Source organism: Thermococcus kodakarensis KOD1 (genome assembly GCF_000009965.1).
Lineage (GTDB): Archaea > Methanobacteriota_B > Thermococci > Thermococcales > Thermococcaceae > Thermococcus > Thermococcus kodakarensis.
The window spans coordinates 842306-859225 of sequence record NC_006624.1 but is presented as its reverse complement, the minus strand read 5'-3'; the positions used below and the strand labels follow the sequence as shown (position 1 = coordinate 859225).

21 protein-coding genes are annotated in these 16920 nt (G+C 53.5%); 10 read left to right on the top strand and 11 right to left on the bottom strand.

Annotated elements, in window-relative coordinates:
* Window positions 1-289 precede the first annotated feature (289 nt).
* Together TK_RS04835 and TK_RS04830 are read right to left on the bottom strand one after the other, a co-directional pair.
* Window positions 290-580 carry a hypothetical protein gene (locus tag TK_RS04835; RefSeq protein ID WP_143598681.1) on the bottom strand — a complete coding sequence of 97 codons (291 nt, stop codon included), beginning with the start codon at window positions 578-580 and terminating at the stop codon, window positions 290-292.
* A gap of 416 nt (window positions 581-996) precedes the next feature.
* Window positions 997-1992 (bottom strand): TIGR01177 family methyltransferase, encoded by a 996-nt coding sequence (locus TK_RS04830; protein ID WP_011249932.1) that lies wholly within the window; start codon window positions 1990-1992, stop codon window positions 997-999.
* Window positions 1993-2065: 73 nt separating this feature from the next.
* Between TK_RS04830 and TK_RS04825 the strand changes: the two genes are divergently transcribed.
* A complete protein-coding gene (locus tag TK_RS04825) occupies window positions 2066-2587 on the top strand; it encodes a hypothetical protein (RefSeq protein WP_143598680.1) in 522 nt (173 codons plus the stop codon).
* On the opposite strand, the gene TK_RS04820 is transcribed toward TK_RS04825, so the two are convergent.
* The 3 genes from TK_RS04820 to TK_RS04810 form a co-directional block, all read right to left on the bottom strand.
* Window positions 2572-3336 carry a sulfite exporter TauE/SafE family protein gene (locus TK_RS04820; RefSeq protein WP_011249930.1) on the bottom strand — a complete coding sequence of 255 codons (765 nt, stop codon included), beginning with the start codon at window positions 3334-3336 and terminating at the stop codon, window positions 2572-2574. The genes TK_RS04825 and TK_RS04820 overlap by 16 nt on opposite strands.
* 46 nt (window positions 3337-3382) lie before the next feature.
* Window positions 3383-5095, bottom strand: coding sequence for a glycine--tRNA ligase (glyS, locus tag TK_RS04815; RefSeq protein WP_011249929.1), 1713 nt, complete (start codon window positions 5093-5095; stop codon window positions 3383-3385).
* Between the two features lie 93 nt (window positions 5096-5188).
* Window positions 5189-7486, bottom strand: coding sequence for an alpha-amylase family glycosyl hydrolase (locus tag TK_RS04810; protein WP_011249928.1), 2298 nt, complete (start codon window positions 7484-7486; stop codon window positions 5189-5191).
* Between the two features lie 161 nt (window positions 7487-7647).
* Here TK_RS04810 and TK_RS04805 point away from each other — a divergent pair, with 161 nt between their 5' ends.
* From TK_RS04805 to TK_RS04785, 5 genes are all read left to right on the top strand, one after another.
* Window positions 7648-7878, top strand: coding sequence for an LSm family protein (locus TK_RS04805; protein ID WP_011249927.1), 231 nt, complete (start codon window positions 7648-7650; stop codon window positions 7876-7878).
* A 20-nt stretch (window positions 7879-7898) separates the two neighbouring features.
* Window positions 7899-8090: a 50S ribosomal protein L37e gene (locus TK_RS04800; protein ID WP_011249926.1), complete on the top strand. Its 192-nt coding sequence runs from the start codon at window positions 7899-7901 to the stop codon at window positions 8088-8090.
* 97 nt (window positions 8091-8187) lie between these two features.
* Window positions 8188-9555: an MATE family efflux transporter gene (locus TK_RS04795; protein ID WP_011249925.1), complete on the top strand. Its 1368-nt coding sequence runs from the start codon at window positions 8188-8190 to the stop codon at window positions 9553-9555.
* Between the two features lie 72 nt (window positions 9556-9627).
* Entirely contained in the window at window positions 9628-9849 is a 222-nt protein-coding gene (locus TK_RS04790) for a type II toxin-antitoxin system VapB family antitoxin (RefSeq protein WP_011249924.1), read from the top strand.
* A complete protein-coding gene (locus TK_RS04785) occupies window positions 9830-10237 on the top strand; it encodes a type II toxin-antitoxin system VapC family toxin (RefSeq protein ID WP_173254061.1) in 408 nt (135 codons plus the stop codon). Before TK_RS04790 ends, TK_RS04785 begins: the two co-directional genes overlap by 20 nt.
* On the opposite strand, the gene TK_RS04780 is transcribed toward TK_RS04785, so the two are convergent.
* From TK_RS04780 to TK_RS04765, 4 genes are read right to left on the bottom strand one after another with little or no spacing between them, the layout of a single operon-like run.
* Window positions 10234-11328, bottom strand: a complete 1095-nt coding sequence (locus TK_RS04780) for a VIT1/CCC1 transporter family protein (protein ID WP_011249922.1) — start codon at window positions 11326-11328, stop codon at window positions 10234-10236. The genes TK_RS04785 and TK_RS04780 overlap by 4 nt on opposite strands.
* Complete coding sequence (locus TK_RS04775) at window positions 11321-12451, bottom strand: tRNA (guanine(10)-N(2))-dimethyltransferase (RefSeq protein ID WP_011249921.1); 1131 nt, start codon at window positions 12449-12451, stop codon at window positions 11321-11323. Before TK_RS04775 ends, TK_RS04780 begins: the two co-directional genes overlap by 8 nt.
* A gap of 45 nt (window positions 12452-12496) precedes the next feature.
* Entirely contained in the window at window positions 12497-12802 is a 306-nt protein-coding gene (locus TK_RS04770) for a 50S ribosomal protein L35ae (protein WP_048053695.1), read from the bottom strand.
* Window positions 12803-12836: 34 nt separating this feature from the next.
* Entirely contained in the window at window positions 12837-13490 is a 654-nt protein-coding gene (locus TK_RS04765; RefSeq protein ID WP_011249919.1) for an HAD family hydrolase, read from the bottom strand.
* Window positions 13491-13580: 90 nt separating this feature from the next.
* Here TK_RS04765 and pepQ point away from each other — a divergent pair, with 90 nt between their 5' ends.
* The 4 genes from pepQ to TK_RS04745 all read left to right on the top strand — a co-directional run bounded on the left by pepQ (window position 13581) and on the right by TK_RS04745 (window position 16239).
* The gene (pepQ, locus tag TK_RS04760; protein WP_011249918.1) at window positions 13581-14627 is read left to right on the top strand and encodes a Xaa-Pro dipeptidase PepQ; all 1047 of its coding nucleotides are present in this window, start codon (window positions 13581-13583) and stop codon (window positions 14625-14627) included.
* A gap of 79 nt (window positions 14628-14706) precedes the next feature.
* Window positions 14707-14904, top strand: coding sequence for a hypothetical protein (locus TK_RS04755; protein WP_011249917.1), 198 nt, complete (start codon window positions 14707-14709; stop codon window positions 14902-14904).
* On the top strand, window positions 14894-15154 hold the full coding sequence (locus tag TK_RS04750; protein WP_011249916.1) for a type II toxin-antitoxin system RelE family toxin: 261 nt from the start codon (window positions 14894-14896) through the stop codon (window positions 15152-15154). The genes TK_RS04755 and TK_RS04750 overlap by 11 nt, the downstream gene beginning before the upstream one ends.
* 11 nt (window positions 15155-15165) lie before the next feature.
* A complete protein-coding gene (locus tag TK_RS04745; protein ID WP_011249915.1) occupies window positions 15166-16239 on the top strand; it encodes an mRNA surveillance protein pelota in 1074 nt (357 codons plus the stop codon).
* Here the strand turns inward: TK_RS04745 and TK_RS04740 are convergent.
* Complete coding sequence (locus TK_RS04740; RefSeq protein WP_011249914.1) at window positions 16226-16600, bottom strand: HEPN domain-containing protein; 375 nt, start codon at window positions 16598-16600, stop codon at window positions 16226-16228. The genes TK_RS04745 and TK_RS04740 overlap by 14 nt on opposite strands.
* Window positions 16597-16911: a nucleotidyltransferase domain-containing protein gene (locus TK_RS04735; RefSeq protein ID WP_011249913.1), complete on the bottom strand. Its 315-nt coding sequence runs from the start codon at window positions 16909-16911 to the stop codon at window positions 16597-16599. The genes TK_RS04740 and TK_RS04735 overlap by 4 nt, the downstream gene beginning before the upstream one ends.
* Window positions 16912-16920: the final 9 nt, after the last annotated feature.

The window sequence follows — 16920 nt, the reverse complement described above, 5'->3', positions numbered from 1 at the left end:
ATGAAATGAGACCGTAACATTGCTGGCCAGGGCGATAGGTGAAACAAGCAAAATTCCAAAGAGGAGTGGTATTAATCCTCTCATGATGTTTGATAAAAAATCGATATTAAAAACTTTTCGAGATTTCTCCGTTATAGTACACCTCAATGTCAAAGAAACCTAAGCACTCGTATAAATCTTCACTGAAGAACTTCACCCGTTCAGCACTCATGCCGTTTTAGGCGTTACTGAATCCACACCTTTTAAGACCTTTTAAGGAAGAGATTGTAAAAAGAAGAAAACAAACTGGTCATCCACATGTCAAAAGGCCCACTAGGATCAAGATGAATCCGAGGATGTTTCCGGTTATAAAAGAGATAATAAGCGGTATCGTCAGCTTACCCTTGGCTTCCTTGCTCTTACCCTCTGCAAACAGTCTTTCTGCCTCTGCAAGGGGGTGCGTTATAAGGAAGTACGTTAATAGCACCACTATCACCAAGAGCCCAAGACCCACCACTGGAGATCCAACCCCAAGAAGGAGGGTTATGGGCACTATACCTAATAGCACCCCCAGCCAAACCAGTATTCTAGTCACCTTCAATATTCCACACCCCATTGGTTATCCCCCCTAGAGTCTATACGCCGTGGTCTAAAGACGCATCCGGGTGTCAACTACTTTGGGGAACGATTGACACCCAAGGGAATAGGTATGTTAACCTTTATAAGTATTATCCAAAATTGACGATTCTAAAATATTTCTTCACCTATAAATCTTTGTTAAAGCATATCTTTAGCGGGTGTTATCACAAGCGCAATTATCTGAAGATTTGGGGTACTCTTAATATCGAGAGCATTATTAAATTTTTGAACATAAACTCCAGAGGTTAAAAAGAGTTTTAAGATAGCCCACTACCGCTTCATGCCATACATTTCGTTCAACGAGTTTCAATACTGCGTGAGTTGACCATAGTCCCCAGCCAGAGTTAGACATCTGCTTATGCTGTTATAGTTGATGATTCATTTCTCAAACACATAGAAGTACCGCTCAAGGCTCTTGTGAACCCTCTGGTAGTACCTTCCGAGGGTTCTGAACCCCACCGCTTCGGCCTCCGCCTTCCCGTTGAAGTCAGTCGGAAAAGCTATCGCCAGCCTTCCCCCGTCCTCAAGTACGTTGTAGATGCTCCTCAGGGCTTTCCTGTAAAGCTCGTCCCTCTTTCTCCCGGCGAGTGTCGCGGCGGTGCCGTAGGGCGGGTCGGTCGCTACCGCCTCGAACTTCTTGTCGGGGAACAGATCCTCCAGCCTCGTCGCGTCGCCGAGCTTGAGCGTGTAGTCCCTCACCCCGTAGTGCTTGAGGTTGGTTTCAGCGCCTTCAACCATCTCAGGCCTTATGTCCACGCCGTAGACTCTCAGGCCCAGCAGACCGGCCTCGATAAGTATTCCGCCGGCCCCCATGAATGGGTCTAGAATTTCCCGCGTCGCCTTCGTCAGGTTCACGAGCGCCCTTGAGACCCTTGGGTGGAGCGATATCGGCCTGAAGAAGGGCCTGTGGTGGGCCTTTCTCTTTTCGAAGTCCTTCGGGTCGAAGTACCTCAGCCTTATTCCAGCGTAGAGCCTCTCGCCGCAGTAGACCCTAACAACGGTGTCGGGCTTTGAGAGGTTCACGCGGAAGCCCTGGGCGTGGATGACAGCTCCCAGCTTTCTGGGAAGGTCAAGAACATCGTGCCTGCAGTTGGCCATGGTCTCAGTATCAACTTTGAAAGCCCCCTTTATCGGCCACTCCACTTCTCCGGCCTTCTGGAGGAGTTCTTCAACGGAATCCGCCTCGACGAGGAGAAGACCGTACTCGTGGGCTAATCCAAGCCTGTCGAGAAACGGGAAGGCTTTCTCACCCGCATCGACCTTGAGGAAGAGGTAATCCTGACCGATAATCTCCCCACCGCCGAGTTCGAGCATCGCTTTCACTTCGTCCCGTGCCATTTCGGGCAGGTTTCCGAGTATCTCCACGTAGAGCATGGTCGTAGTTCGGAGGGGAGTTTTAAAGTTTGCCGCTGGAAAAGGATTTATACTTTCCCTCAAAGGATAGATAGTGGGCATGATGAGGAGTGAGACTCTGAAGCTCTGGCTTATAGCAGTGTTCTCTTTTGTCCTAACGATGCCAGGAGCTGTGGCCTTCGCCAACTGGGATGCCCCCTATGGGTTCTCCAAAGACCTCGCCACTTGGATGAGCTGTGCGGGCTCTGCCCTGATCTTCGTCATCCTCTACGGGGTTTACGAATGGAGGAAGGGGTCGATATCCCTGAAAAGCCTTGTTTCACTGGTTTTCGTCTGGATTATCACAATTCTAGTAGGCCTCACCGCCCAGAGTGGGATCTGTGGCCAGATGGGCTACCGATGCGGGTTTTCAACTTTCATAATAGCCGGCTTCCCCGGTTTATTCCTCAGCCTGATGCTCTTCCCCAGGGCCCTCCCTGAAATCCTGGCGGGAGGACCGTACCCCTACGACAGGCCCCTCATCGTTGTGTGGTGCATTCTCCTCACTGTGGTGATTTTCCTGTCAATTGCCCTCTATAAGCAGAAGACAAGGGAAAAGGCTCAAGGAACGGGATAGCCCAGTCCCTTGAGGATCATCCTTATCGCCAGAAAGGCCATCACAACGGCAAATGCCTTCGTAAGCTGGGATGCCTTAGTCCTCTTGGCAATCTTCGCCCCGAGCTGGGCGCCGATTATCAGGCCCGGGACGAGGAGAACGAGCCACTCGACCTCCACGTTGCCCAGGGTGTAGTGCTTTATCGCTCCAGACGTGGCCGTGAAGACTATGGCGAAGCTCGAAGTCGCGACCGCGTAGTGGATGGGAAGTCCCATGTAGGTGAGGAAGGGCACGTTTATTGCCCCGCCGCCGATTCCAAGGAGGCCGCTCGCAACTCCCGCTATAAAGCCGCCGATCGGAACCACCTTGTAGTTCAGCTTGACTTCCTTAAGGTCAACCTCATGTGGCTCTCTGCTCTTCTTGCGGTAGAGCCTTATGGCCACGAGGAAGAGGACAACGCCGAATATCACCTTGAGCTGGGCGGCGCTTATGTAGCTCGTGGCCCAGGCTCCGATGTAAGCGCCGATAACAGCCGTTGAAGCCAGCAGGAGGCCCGCCTTGTAGTGTATCCTCCTCTGCCTGTGGTAGGCTATCGCAGAGCTCAGGGAAGTAAACACGACTGCAGCGCTGGAAGTTCCCACCGCGTGGTGTATCTCAACGCCGAGGAAGTTGAGGGTGGGAACTATCAGGAAGCCCCCTCCGAGGCCGAACATTGCCGCGAGGATGCCTATGACTATGCCAACTCCAAGATATCCAATGTACTTGAGCATAAAATCACCACAGGTGTCTTCATAGTAAAATAAGCAAAGGAAAAGCTCAGCTTTCAAAGATTAACTCCCTCAGCTTCTTTGGCAGCTCCTCGATCTTCACCCTGATCTGCTCCCTCGTGTCGCGGTCCCTGATCGTCACGGTACCGTCCTCTGGCGTCTGGTTGTCAACGGTCACGCAGTAAGGCGTACCAATCTCGTCGTAGCGCATGTACCTCCTCCCAACGGTGTCCTTCTCGTCGTAGACGGCTATGAAGCCCTCCTTCTGGAGCGTTCTGAAGATATCGTAGGCGATGCTCTTGAGCGGCTCTTTTGCAACAAGTGGTAAAACCGCCACCTCGATCGGCGCCATGTCCTTCTTGATCCTCAGGTAGGTTCTATCCTCCTCGATGACGAGGCTGTTCTCGAGGAGCAGGTAGAAGGGCCTGTCTATACCAAAGCTTGGCTCGAGGACGTGCGGGACGATCTTCTCGCCGGTTATTTTCTCCTCGACTTCCCTGATTATGAAGTCGTCCTTCTCAAGCTCGTAGCCCTCGATCGTGACTTTCCCTTCTTTTTCGAGGAGCTCCACCAGCTCGCGCTTCTTCTCCTCGCCCCAGCCCTTGATCAGCTCGTTTATCCTCTTGGCGTCCTTCTTCAGCTTCGGCCCGACCCTCTTCATGTTGAGGCTAACCTCAAGCTTCTTCACGATCTTCGGCTCGTCGTAGTGGATAAGGACAGTTAAGTCGGCGCCGCTCTCGCGCATGTGCCTGCTCAGGTCGTAGTCGCCCCTGTTCGCTATTCCAACGCACTCGACCCAGCCAAAGCGCTCGCTGTGGATTTCAGCGTCCCAGGTGTCCCTTGAATAGTGCGCCCTCTCCTCGGGGAGCTGCTGCCTGAAGCGGATTTTATCCTCGGGGATGCCGATGTCGAGGAGAACCCTCTTGACCATGACCATGTAGTAGGCGAAGAAGGTGTTCATTATGTAGCCCTTCTTTACTGCCTCTTCCGCGGTTAGCTCTATCATACTGAGGTTCTTGAGCTGGTGCTCTATCGGATAGAGCCTCAGCTTTTCGTCCTTAACCTCGTCGAAGTGCGGATGCTCGGTTTCGTTGGGGTTGAAGAATATCTCTGCTTCAGCCTGCGTGAACTCCCTGAGCCTTAACATACCTTGCCTCGGCGAAATCTCGTTGCGGTAGGCCTTGCCTATCTGGAAAACTCCGAAGGGAAGTTTGTTCCTCGCGAAGGCGTTCAGTCTCCTGAAGTTCACGAAGATGCCCTGTGCCGTCTCGGGTCTCAGGTAGCCCTTCTGGTCGCCGTAGGGGCCTATTCTCGTCTCGAACATGAGGTTGAAGTACCACACATCTGAAAGCTCGCCGCCGCACTCAGGACAGCGGATGTCGTGCTCACGGATGAGCTGGGTGAGGTGCTCGGCGCTCATTCCCTCGGTGTCTATTCCAAGGGCTTCCTCGACCAGGTGGTCTGCCCTGAACCTTGCCCCGCACTTCTTGCACTCTACCAGAGGGTCAACGAACTTCTCGACGTGGCCGCTCGCTATGAACACTTTCTCTGGCGTTATGTCCGGCGTTTCAAGCTCAAAAAAGCCTTCCCTCTGGAAGGCCTCTCTGATCTTCCTCTCTATCTTCCTCTTTATCGTCGCGCCGAGCGGACCGTAGTCGTAGAATCCGCGTGAGCCGCCGTAGATTTCAAAGCTCCCCCAGGCGAAACCTCTCCTCCTCATCAAATCCTGGAGAATCTCGTACTTGTCGGGCTTCTCTCCCATCACTCACCACCTGAAACTGGAGTAAGGACATTTCATAAAAAGCTTTTGGGATGCTCTTTGTCAGCGTGCCAAACAAATTAATGGAAGCGGGGGTCAACCCCGCTCAAGGATGATTATCCCTATGGCTGGCACTTCAACTGTGCCGCGAAGCAGTTCCGGGCTGAAATCCTCAGGCCAGATTACTTTCCACTCTCCCTCGGGAAGCTCCAGTAGGGCTGGCTTCTTCCAGCTGTTGGCAACGACGAGAACCTCGTCATGATGTCCCCTGAAGAAGGCCATAACGCCGCCTTTGGCAGTGTAGAACCTCATTGCGCTGCTCCTCAATGCGGGAACTCTTTTTCTGAGCTCCGCCAGTGCCCTGTAGTGGTTCAGGACGTCCTCGTTCACAGTATCCCACTGTATCGGATAGCGTTGCTCATCGTAGTGTCCCTTGTCTCCGAGCAGTCCCCTCTCGTCCCCCTGGAAGGTGACGGGAGTTCCGGGCAGGGCATAGAGGAGCGTTGAGAGGAGCTTGAGCCTCTGAATTGACTCGTTTGACGGTGTGTCTCCCAGTTTGCCACCACCGAGGTCAGTGAGAACCCTCGAAGTGTCGTGCGAATCAACGAGGTTGAAGCCCATCGCAACTACGTTCTCGCCGTAGGAAGCGTAGTAACGTCCCATCATTTTCATTGCACTTTCTCCGCTGAGCAGGCCCTTAGCGTAGTTCAGGAGGATGTCCCTCCCGAGGGCGTAGTTCATGAGGGAGTCGAAGCGGTCTCCCTTCACCCACTCCGGGGAGAGCGTCCATATCTCGCCGACGAGGTACGCGTCGGGCTTTTTCTCCTTAACTGCCTTTCTCAGCTCCGGGAAGAACGTCCCCGGGTCGAGGACTTCGTTCGGCACATCCACCCTAATGCCGTCAAAGCCGAACTCTATCCAGTGGAGGGCCGCTCCTATCAGGTACTCCCTGACCTCCTGGTTGGCAGTGTTGAGCTTCGGAAGGCTCCCAAAGCCCCACCAGCCGACGTAGGCGCTCCCATCGCCGAGCTTGAAGGGCCACTTCTTGACGAAGAACCAGTCCCAGTATGGGCTTTCGTTGCCCTTCTCCCAGACGTCGAGGAAGGCTGGATTCCCTATGCCGCAGTGGTTGGGCACGAAATCGAAGATTACCCTCATTCCCCTCCTGTGGGCCTCATCGAGGAACTCTCTCAGCTCATCCTCGGTCCCGAACTTGGGGTCGAGCCGGTAGTAGTCGTAGGTGTCGTAGCCGTGGGCGCTTCCCGAGAGGAAAATCGGGTTGATGTAGATTATAGTAACACCTAGGCTCTGAAGGTAGTCGAGCTTCTCCGTTATTCCCTTTATGTCGCCGCCGAAGTACTGGTGGCAGCAGTGGAGGGGCGTTATCGGGTCGCTCCAGTTGGAGAGGATTGGCTGCCCTGGATTAACCTGGTTCAAAATTAGCTCGTCGTGATCCAAAGCTAGGGCATCGTTGCTTTTATTGCCGTTGTTGAACCTGTCGGGGAATATCTGGTAGGTTATCCCGTTGCTCACCCACTCCAGCTGGGGGAACCCCTCAACGCCATCAAAGTGGAAGAACGGGCTTTCGCTTGTGTTTAGGACGGCAAACTTCCCGCCGTCGGAGGAGGTTACGAGAATGTAATAATCAGCGGGTTCAACTGGCATCTCGGCGCGCCAGGTTTCGCCGAAGTCCCACCAGACCTGAAGCTTCATCGTGTAGTTCCCGTGATCCGTAACGAGAACCGCAGACTCGACGGTGTCTCTCTTAGCCTCGAACCTGACCACGGTTCTTTTGTCCGCGATGCTGAGGTAGGCTGGGTCTCTTGGATCGAACTCCACGTAGAACGCTTCGCGGCCCTCAACTACCCTCACGGCGTTCTTTCCCCCGTAGCCATCGGGGGCATAGGCGTCTGCATCGGGGTCGTAGGGCCTTCCCGTCCCGTCGTCGGACATGTCCTTGACCCACTGGCCGTTGATGAAGTACTTATACTCATACCTTCCAGGGCGGAGACAGACGGTCGTCTCCCACGTGCCGTTCTTCAGCTCCATCGGCCACTCTCCCCAGTTGTTGAAGCTCCCGCGGAGGCTGACAGACTTTACGGTCTTGTTTCCGGGGTTGTACGTGAACTTCACCGGGACTCTTCCGGAGGGACAGCCTTTCTCTATGCCGACGTAGATGGGAGTGTAGTTAACCGAAGGAAGTTTAAGCTCCGTTCTTTCGGAAGGGCCGTACGTCGAGGTCGAGGTTGTGGGAGTGGAAGACTGTGAGGGTGTCACTGAAGTCGGTGGAACGGTCGAAGCCGTTGCAGTTTGATTTTCGTTGCTCTCCGAGATACATCCGCTGGCGATTGAGACCAGAATCAGGAGAATGAGCAGCAGACCACCTTTTTTCATGCTTTCACCTTAATCACTTTGAGTGATACAATTTATAGCCCTTTTCCCCGGGAAACAAAAACTCCATGTTCAATGTTGAGAAGGGCCAGGAGAACGGAAAGAGTTATAAACCGTTTCCCTCGTTAAGGCTATGAGCTTTGATTATTTGGAGGTGCGTGAAAATGGCGGAAAGACCACTCGATGTTATCCACAAGTCCCTTGACAAGGACGTCCTCGTGCTCCTGAAGAGGGGGAACGAGTTCAGGGGTAAGCTCATCGGTTACGACATCCACCTTAACGTTGTCCTCGCCGATGCCGAGCTCATCCAGGACGGCGAGGTCGTTAAGAAGTACGGTAAAATCGTCATAAGGGGAGACAACGTCTTGGCCCTCTCCCCTGTCGAGCTTGAGTGAGAGCTTAGCGGGGTGATAGCATGGGAGCTGGAACCGCGCCGAAGGGCAAGAGGAACCGTACTCCAACCCACATAAGGTGCAGGCGCTGCGGTAGGAGGGCCTTCAACGTCAAGAAGGGCTACTGTGCCGCCTGCGGATTCGGCAGGAGCAGGAGAATGAGGAAGTACAGCTGGTCCCACAAGTGGAGGAAGAAGAGGAACCTCTCTTACTGAACCTTTTTCTTTTCTCTGACCTACTTACGTAGTTCTGCAACACTACCGCAACCCTTATTAACTAAACGTTTCTCTGTTCGTTTAGAGGCGCGTCTTAATGTTCCGCAACGAGACCCAGCGAAAAATATGGGCACTGGCGTGGCCTGCTATAGTGGGCAACATCTCCCAGACACTCCTCAACCTAGTGGATACTCTGATGGTCGGCCACGTCAGCGCGCTGGCGATAGCGGCCGTTGGCCTCGGCGGACAGGTAAGCTGGTTCATGTTCCCCATAATGATGGCAGTTTCTGTTGGAACGCTTGCCTTGATAGCCCGCTTTGTTGGTGCTAAGGACTATTCCCAAGCGGAGCTGGTTCTGGAGCAGAGCCTCTACCTTGCTTTCCTCCTCGGAATCCCCGTTATGCTCTTCGGGTGGTTTTTCGGAGACGAGGTTCTCTGGGTTATGGGCGCCAAGGGAGAACTCCTCAGAACGGCCTACGCTTATCTTAAGGTCGTGTTCTTGTTCTATCCCATCAGGCTCGTCGGTTTTACTCTCTTTTCGGCTCTAAGGGGAGCGGGGGATACGAAGACTCCCATGAAGCTCGGTATCTTCATGAACGTCGTCAATGCCACTTTTGACTACCTTCTGATCTATGGTAAGCTCGGCTTTCCAAGGATGGGTGCCGTGGGAGCTGCTTGGGCCTCGGGGATTGGAATCACGTCTTCATTTCTGATTGGCCTGTACCTTCTCCTGAGTGGGAAGCTCGTCCTCAAGTTCAGGCCGAGCTGGAGCTTCCACCCGGAGATGGTCGTCAGAATTCTAAGGATAGGCATTCCTACCCTGGTGGAGCGCGGCCTCTTCAGCTTCTACAACTTCCTCTACATGAGCATAGTCACCCGCTTTGGGGATGTGGCGTTAGCTGCCCACCAGATAGGCCTCAGGGTCGAGAGCATCGCCTACATGCCCGCTTTCGGTTTCAACGTTGCGGCTTCAACCCTCGTCGGCCAGAACCTCGGCGCTGGAAAGCCGGAAGAGGCCGAAAGGACGGTTTACGAGGCCCTGAAGATGGTTAGCGTCTTCATGGGCGTGATGGCGATTATCCTCATAGCGTTCCCGCGCTACCTCGTCATGCCTTTCCTGTCCTCAAGCGACCCCCACTACCATGAGGTGCTCCACCTGGCAAGCATCTACCTTCTCATCGTCGGGATAAGCGAAGTCCCCCTTGGATGGGTCTTTGTCCTCAGCGGAGCGCTAAGAGGAGCCGGCGACACGAAGAGTCCGATGTACGTCACGGCAATCAGCAAGCTCCTGTTCAGGATAGTTCCTTCCTACGTCTTCGGATTTGGACTTGCGGTAGGACCTTTCGTGATAGAGGGAATGGGCGTCATAGCGGCCTGGCTCGCGATGACCCTCGAGACGTTCACGAGCGCGGCCATGTACTGGTGGATATTCAAGAAGGGCAGATGGAAGTACGTTAAGGTCTGAACTGTTTTCTTTTCTGGCTCTTCCCCCAAAATGTTTATATTGCTGTATTACAAAAATGTAAACGGTGGTCGTATGGCTGTGATAAGCGTACGCATCCCCGACGAGCTCAAGGCAAAGATGAAGGAGCTTGATATCAACTGGAGCGAGGAAATACGGAAGTTCATAGAAGAGAGAGTCCTTAGGGCAGAGAAACAGAAAAAACTTGACGAGATTCACAGGCTCCTTTCTGGTGGAACCCCTGCGGATGAAGGGACTGCAAGAAAGTACGTGAGGGATGACCGTGATAGTAATTGACGCATCGTCTCTCGCCAGGTACATCCTTTTGGAACCTGGATGGGAGAGAATCGAGGAGTTCATAAGAGGAAACGACCTTACATCCCTGGAATACGCGTTGATTGAAGTGTCAAACGCCCTGTGGAAGCACCACGTGTTGTACTCCCGCATAGATCGGGAAGAGTTTGAAAGAAGGAGCCAGGCCTTAGACCTTATGAGAAGCGTTTTATTTCTTGAAAACCCTCTCGAATACCTGCCTCAAGCACGGGAGATAGCGTGTGAGGGAAGAATAACGGTGTACGACGCCCTCTACATAGCCCAGGCCCTAAAATACGGAAAGCTCGCCACGAGCGATGAAAAACAGGGAAAAACGGCGGAAAAGCTCGGCGTTGAGGTTACATACCTCTAAAGGGCCGAGACGTGAAAGACTGCCTCCATCAGCCTTCCGAAGAGGTAGCTCAGGAACGCCGCCCCGAGGCCGGTTGAAACCATCTCCAGGGCCTTCTTTCTGATGGATATTCCCGAGAGAAGGGCCACCATCGTACCAACGACGCCGAGGACGCTGCCTGCGAGCAGAATTGAGAACGGAAGGGCCGTTAAAGAGCTCGACGCCAGGAAGTAGGGCGTTACTGGAAACGCCACTCCGAGCAGATAAGAGAGACCCGTATAGAGGGCCGATCGGACTTCGTTCTCATCGCTCTCCCCGAGGAGAAGGCTTATCACAGCATCCCCCTTCTGGGCAAGTTCCTCGGCGGTTTTTTCTGCGATTTCCTTCGGCAGGCCCCCTTCCATTAGCCTTTCCATTATCTCTTCCCTGGCCCTCTCTGGGGAGACCCTGAATAGGACTTCCATCTTCTCCCTGAGGGCCTCGTTGACCTGTCTCTGGGAGCGGACGGAGATGAAGGCACCTATTCCCATCGAGAGCGCTCCAGCGACCCCAACGATTAGGCCGCTTATGCCGATGAGTTCTGGCCTGTTTGGGTAGACAGCCGAAAGGCCGGTCACAGCACCCAGAATCTCAACGAGGCCGTCGTTCATGCCCAAAACCAGGTCGCGGATGTTCTCGGTGTGGAAGGTCTTCTCTTCTTCCCTGAAGAACTTCTCGTGCTCAAGCTCGTCCAGGATGACACTCTTGAGCCTCTCCCTTTCATCTTCGCTCATTTCTGAGGAGTATTCTGTTAGAAATCTGTAGTACTTCTTTACCGCGTCCCTCTCTCCCATCTCAAGGAGAGAAGTCACAGCCCCAGCACCGAGCACTCTTCTGAGGACGAAAACCGATGTGAAGTGGAAGCGCCCTATCTTCGGTTTTTCTGGTTTTACACCCCTTCTCTTGAGGAACTCGTACCAAAAACTAGCATGCTCAGACTCTATCTGGGCAAGCCTCTGGAACTCCGCTTTGATCCTCTCGTCCTTTTCGGCCTTGGCCAGCCTGGAGTAGAGGACTGAATCCGTGTACTCGTCCCTGTAGAACTTCTCAGCTAGCTCAATCAGTCTAGACATTCTTCATCACCTCCGCAACCACTCCGAAAGGAGCGTCCGTTTTCACAGAGGTCGGGGAAAAGTGGGTCTTCGTGGCGCTGTGGCCAAGTTCTCTAAGGCGCTGGATTATGACATCAAGCTTCGGTGGGGTCAGGGAGCAGGCTCTAGCTAGGGTGTGCGTGTCGTAGTGGAAGGGAACGTCGAGCTCTTCCGAGATGAGCTGAAGGAATGACAGCGTCTTCTTGTGGGCGAGCGGGTGGTCTCTGGCAGATTCAAGAAGCTCCTCGACGAAACTTTCGTCCTTCAGCGGGCCGAGCCAGAGGGGACCGCTCGCCCCGGGTTTGTCCGGTAAAAAGCCCCTTCTGTACTCAAACCTTCCACTTTTGTCGGCCCAAAGGAAGCCAAGCTGGGAGAGGCTTTTGTCGGCTTTCTTCGCCCCGCTCTTAAGTTTTAGGAAGGCCCTGAAGTAGTGGTCGCGGTGATAAGCTAACAGGACTTCGACCCCCAAGTCGTACTTGGCTGCATACCTAACCACTGTCCCGATGAGTATTCTGAGCCCAGCCTCGTGGCAGAGCGGGCCGCGGATAGGTTCTGCAAGGTACTTCCTGAGGCAGGCGTTCCTGTAGGCACCGCAGAGCACTCCCGTGTCTGTAGCAGTTACCGCCAGAACGCCGTTCCGCCTCACGCTCCTGAGGGCGGTGTCAAGGAACTCGACCGGAGAGCCGAAGGGATCAAGGTCGAGGAAGTCGAAGTACCTGAAGTTCTCGGCCATCAGCCTGTTGGCGTCGCCCTTGTTTATAACGACGAGCTTTTCCCCCCAGAGATACGAGCGGTCGCCCTCTTCGTAGAGCTCCCCATCGATGTTGAGGCTCGCGTTCTTCTTCATAAGCCCGTAAGCTTCCTCGCTGATGTCGTTGAGCCACACCTCTTCCGCTGGAGTTTCAAGGGCGTAGCGTATGCCCCTGATCCCCGTTGCGGAGAGTGCATCCAAAACCCTCTTCGGCCCGAGAACTTTAACCGCGAGAACGCTGATGTCCCTGTTCAGGGACATTACGGGATTGTAGAAGACGGGGGCATCGTATATCCTCTCGGCCTTCGGTACGAGAATCCTCGCGAGACCTTCCTTTACCGCCACAAGCTCCATTCTCTCACCGGATAAAGAAAAGGTAGAGGCCTTAAAGGGGTTGCGTCAGAGGATTTCAACGTAGTCTCCGAGGGCCTGACCTGGAAGGCCGGGCTTGAAGACCGCCTTAACCTCGCCGCGGGTGCCGTGAGTCCGGACTATCTTTCCGACGAGCTTCCTTCCGGTTGGAGTTCTCCAGACGACCTTCCTGCCGATGAGCCTCGCCGCGCTACCCCTGTCGTTGACGTCGAGCGGCTTGAGAATCACCCTGTTTGGATCCCTGTGCTCGTGGGACCCGACGTAGGACAGAACAACGGCCTTCCTCACGACCACCACCCCCTCAGCCTCTGGCCAGGGTGTGGTGCCGTTCATAGGTTGAGCGGGCAGTTTTTAAAAATTTCGAGTCTCACAGAAACTCCGAGAGGCCATCGTCTATCTCCAAGACCTCGATGAGGGACTTTATTTTCAGAAAGTTCTGCCTCTCGAAGAGCAGGGCAACGTCGCTCTTGTGTGGTGAGGCCTTCTGCACTAACAGGGTGTTTTCATCGAGGATGTACGTAAACCTGCTGGGGCTGTCGTCCACCCAGACAAACGGCTCGTCTGGATAGAGCTCTCTGAGAGTCTCGAATTTCGTCAGCATGTCTTTCGTGCTCTTGAAGGTTATCACCTCGTCGAACTCATCGTACCACTTCGTCCTCTTGAGGAATATCACCTTACCTCCTGGGTAGGTGTGCTCGCCGGAGAAGCTGATAACCGTTCTCCCGCGCTTTCTTAGAGTTCTGATGACCCTCCTCGCGTGGGGAAAATCCTTGATGTACTTGGGCATCTGACGATAGTACTCGTGTATCGTGCCCTGGGCTACAAGCTCGTGGATGACGCCGAGGTGCTGGTATGTCAGCTTGCCCTTTATGAAAAGGAAGAGGGCCTTGTAGTACTCATCGTAGAGGTCGCTCTCTATGACCGCTGGTATCGTCTTCTCAATGGCTATTCGAAGGGCCTTTTCGACTGCACCGGTGCTGTCCACGAGGGTTCCGTCGAAGTCAAAGAGGTAAACCGTCACTCCCGACACCTGACCAGTAATAAGCGCCGGAGTTTATATCCCTTCCGAAACCGTTTTATCCTTCGATGAAGACTAACCCCGGTGGTTGAGATGAGGATCGAAAGGCTGAAGGAGTTCATAGCGGAGAAGGAGCTGGACGGTGTTCTGATAACCCACAAGCCAAACCTGTTCTACTTCACCGGTTCCGCCCCGGTTCTCGGCGGCTACCTCGTGGTTACCGCCGATGAAGAGCTCTTCCTCGTTCCACAGCTCGAGTATGAAGAGGCCAGGGAGAGCTCAAGAGTTCCGGTTGAGTACTTCAAGAGGGGAGCGGAGCTTTACGAGAGACTGAAGGCCTTCAACCTCAAGAAACTGGGCATCGAGGGGAGGACGAGCTACTCCAGTGTCCAGAGCCTTAAGGAAAAGGCTGGCGTTGAGGAGTTTGCCGTCGTTGACGACGTCATCAAGGAGCTCAGAATGGTTAAGACTCCAGAGGAGATTGAGGTCATAAAGCGGGCCTGTCAGATAGCGGACAAGGCCATGCTCGTCGCCATAGAAGAGGTGCGTGAGGGAGTGAGAGAGAGGGAAGTCGCGGCCAAGATGGAGTACGTTATGAAGATGGAGGGGGCTGAAAAGACAGCATTCGACACGATAATAGCAAGCGGGTGGCGCTCGGCGCTTCCGCACGGAGTAGCGAGCGACAAGAGGATTGAGAGGGGAGAGCTCGTCGTCATTGACGAGGGAGCGCTCTTCAACCACTACCATTCCGACATGACGAGAACCGTTGTAGTCGGCTCGCCGAACGAGAAGCAGAGGGAAATCTATGAGATCGTCCTCGAGGCACAGAAGAAGGGCGTCGAAGAGGCGAGGCCCGGGATAACAGCTAAAGAGCTCGACACTATCGTCAGGGACGTGATAGCTGAATACGGCTACGGGGACTATTTCATCCACTCGACCGGTCACGGCGTCGGCCTTGAGATTCACGAGTGGCCGGGGATAAACCAGAATGACGAGACCGTTCTCAAGCCGGGGATGGTGATAACAGTCGAGCCCGGCATCTACCTCCCGAAGTTCGGCGGCGTCAGGATAGAAGACACCATCGTCATCACGGAGAACGGCGCCGAGAGGCTCACGAAGACGGAGAGGGAGCTTATTTGAGCATTCTACCTATTCTCTCATTTCTCCTCACGAAAGTTTATTAACCAGAGTTTTCTCTTTATAAATAGGGGGAAAGCATATGGAGGCAGGTGTTGAAAAGCTCATCCTTCGCGAACTGAGGGAGATAAAGGAGGAGCTAAAGATCCTGAACTCAAAAATCGATAACTTCACAGGCTACTTTGATCTTGATGAGGAGGAGATAGAGGAACTTTACAGAGAGCTCGAAGACGCAAAGAAGCACGGCAAGAGACTGGAGGACGTCCTCAATGAGCTATGAACTAATCCTGAGCGGGAAAAGTGAAAAAGCACTAAAAAAAGCTCCTCCTGAAGATAGAAAGCGAATTGTTAGCGCTCTTTTTAAACTGAAGGAGAATCCCTGGGCAATGCAATATAAGAAGCTTAGAGGCTATCCTTTCTATCGTGTTCGCGTTGGAGACTGGAGGATAATATACACCGTGGATGACGAGGCTAGGATCGTTTACGTTGTACGTTTAGGAAAGCGCGAAGGGGTCTACGACAGCCTTTGAGGGGTGATAAAATGCAGATACTCGAAGAAAAGCCCAAGGAAGGCAAGGTGAAAGTGAAGGCGGAGACCCTTGACGACCTCTGGCACCTTTACCACATAATAGACCCCGGGGACATCGTCTACGCCAAAACCCTCAGGAAGCAGGCCCAGAGAGCTGATTCCTTAAGGGCGGAGAAGGTCGAGGTCATACCGGTTTTCCTCGGAGTCCAAGCGGAAAAGATAAACTTCCACAAGTTTGCCAATCAGGTGCGCGTTACCGGGCCAATAGTCTACGCCAGCAGGGAAGACGTCCCGCTCGGCAAGTACCACACGATAGCGATAGAGCAGGGAACCGTCGTGACCATCCAGAAGCCGCGGTGGAAGGAGCACCACATTGAGAGGCTTAAGGAAGCTGTTGCGGCTTCCAAGAGGGCCCGCGTGATGATAGTGGTTATTGACGATGGCGAGGCGGATATGGCCCTTGTCAGGGAGTACGGGGTTGAGATACTAAACAGCATACGCCACAACCTCGGCGGGAAGAGATACAACACGGACAGGGAGAGCGAGGAGATGAAGTTCTTCCACGACGTTGCGAAGACTATGGAAGAGGTAATGAAGCGCGAGAACGTCGAGAAGGCAATAGTTGCTGGCCCTGGCTTCGTCAAGGAGGACTTCTACAAGTTCCTGAAGGAGAAGTATCCGGAGCTGGCCAAGAAAGTTGTAATCGAGGATACCAGCGTCACTGGAAGGACGGGCATCTACGAGGTCATAAAGCGCGGGGTTGTTGACAGGGTCTATCAGGAAAACCGCGTCGCGAAGGAAGTCCAGCTGGTTGAGAAAGTCCTAGAAAACATCGCCAGGAACAACGGGCTGGTTGCCTACGGCCTTAAGGAAGTCGAGGAGGCTGTGAACTACGGCGCGGTTGAGACGCTCTTGGTCCTTGACGAGCTCCTTAAGGGTGAACTCAGGGAGAAGGTCGAGGAGCTGATGGACGCGGTGAGGTACTCCCGCGGAGAGGTCGTTGTAGTCAGCTCGGAGCACGAAGGTGGAGAGAAGCTGAAGGCCCTCGGCGGACTTGCGGCACTGTTGAGGTTCAGGGTGAAGTAATCTTTGATTTTACGAAGCTGAGGGCAATCTCGGCTAGTTCTATTGCCCTTTCGGCTTCTTCTCTATCTGGCTCGTGTAGTGTGGGATACCTCGCTTCCACCGCATAAGCTGTTAAAAGATCAACGTCTAGTTCGAATAGTTCCATAAACTCCCCGTCAATTTGGGAACACAGTATTATTAACTCTCCAATGTCATGTGTTTTCTTAATGGGCTTACTACTCCACACTAGAAACGCTTTCAGCGCTTTTTCGGCACATTGTTGGGCGTGGAAGGCGGCATAATCATAGATGCCTTCGGATAAGCTGAGGCGAGAGAGGATCAGATCCTTTTCAGCCTTCTTCAGCCACTCCTTGTAGCTCAAACCTTGATTCCCTCCTTGAGGGCGTAATAATAGACGTAAGCCTTATTATCCTTTACTTTCTCAAGCTCATCCTTGGATATTATGAGAATGTCAGCCTTTATGCCATTAAACAGCAGTTTCCTATGAACCAACTTATACAGCTCAAGTTCAACGTGTCTTGGAATCCTTTCCTTAGTTACTACCAGCACATCCCAGTCGGAGTCTTTCCTGAAATCCCCTCTGGCCCTTGATCCGAAGAGGATTATTTCTTTGACTTCGACTCCAAGCTCCTCTGCAGTTTCTACGATGGCTTTCCTTATGATGTCTCGCATATTGGAACT

Bases quoted from the DNA above. Each gene is read 5' to 3' on its own strand.
- TK_RS04735 (WP_011249913.1), bottom strand. From the start codon at position 16,911: ATGCGAGACATCATAAGGAAAGCCATCGTAGAAACTGCAGAGGAGCTT.
- TK_RS04820 (WP_011249930.1), bottom strand. From the start codon at position 3,336: ATGCTCAAGTACATTGGATATCTTGGAGTTGGCATAGTCATAGGCATC.
- TK_RS04795 (WP_011249925.1), top strand. From the start codon at position 8,188: ATGTTCCGCAACGAGACCCAGCGAAAAATATGGGCACTGGCGTGGCCT.
- TK_RS04805 (WP_011249927.1), top strand. From the start codon at position 7,648: ATGGCGGAAAGACCACTCGATGTTATCCACAAGTCCCTTGACAAGGAC.
- TK_RS04830 (WP_011249932.1), bottom strand. From the start codon at position 1,992: ATGCTCTACGTGGAGATACTCGGAAACCTGCCCGAAATGGCACGGGAC.
- TK_RS04745 (WP_011249915.1), top strand. From the start codon at position 15,166: ATGCAGATACTCGAAGAAAAGCCCAAGGAAGGCAAGGTGAAAGTGAAG.
- TK_RS04755 (WP_011249917.1), top strand. From the start codon at position 14,707: ATGGAGGCAGGTGTTGAAAAGCTCATCCTTCGCGAACTGAGGGAGATA.
- TK_RS04750 (WP_011249916.1), top strand. From the start codon at position 14,894: ATGAGCTATGAACTAATCCTGAGCGGGAAAAGTGAAAAAGCACTAAAA.
- pepQ (WP_011249918.1), top strand. From the start codon at position 13,581: ATGAGGATCGAAAGGCTGAAGGAGTTCATAGCGGAGAAGGAGCTGGAC.
- glyS (WP_011249929.1), bottom strand. From the start codon at position 5,095: ATGGGAGAGAAGCCCGACAAGTACGAGATTCTCCAGGATTTGATGAGG.
- TK_RS04810 (WP_011249928.1), bottom strand. From the start codon at position 7,486: ATGAAAAAAGGTGGTCTGCTGCTCATTCTCCTGATTCTGGTCTCAATC.
- TK_RS04800 (WP_011249926.1), top strand. From the start codon at position 7,899: ATGGGAGCTGGAACCGCGCCGAAGGGCAAGAGGAACCGTACTCCAACC.
- TK_RS04785 (WP_173254061.1), top strand. From the start codon at position 9,830: ATGACCGTGATAGTAATTGACGCATCGTCTCTCGCCAGGTACATCCTT.
- TK_RS04770 (WP_048053695.1), bottom strand. From the start codon at position 12,802: ATGAACGGCACCACACCCTGGCCAGAGGCTGAGGGGGTGGTGGTCGTG.
- TK_RS04780 (WP_011249922.1), bottom strand. From the start codon at position 11,328: ATGTCTAGACTGATTGAGCTAGCTGAGAAGTTCTACAGGGACGAGTAC.
- TK_RS04775 (WP_011249921.1), bottom strand. From the start codon at position 12,451: ATGGAGCTTGTGGCGGTAAAGGAAGGTCTCGCGAGGATTCTCGTACCG.
- TK_RS04790 (WP_011249924.1), top strand. From the start codon at position 9,628: ATGGCTGTGATAAGCGTACGCATCCCCGACGAGCTCAAGGCAAAGATG.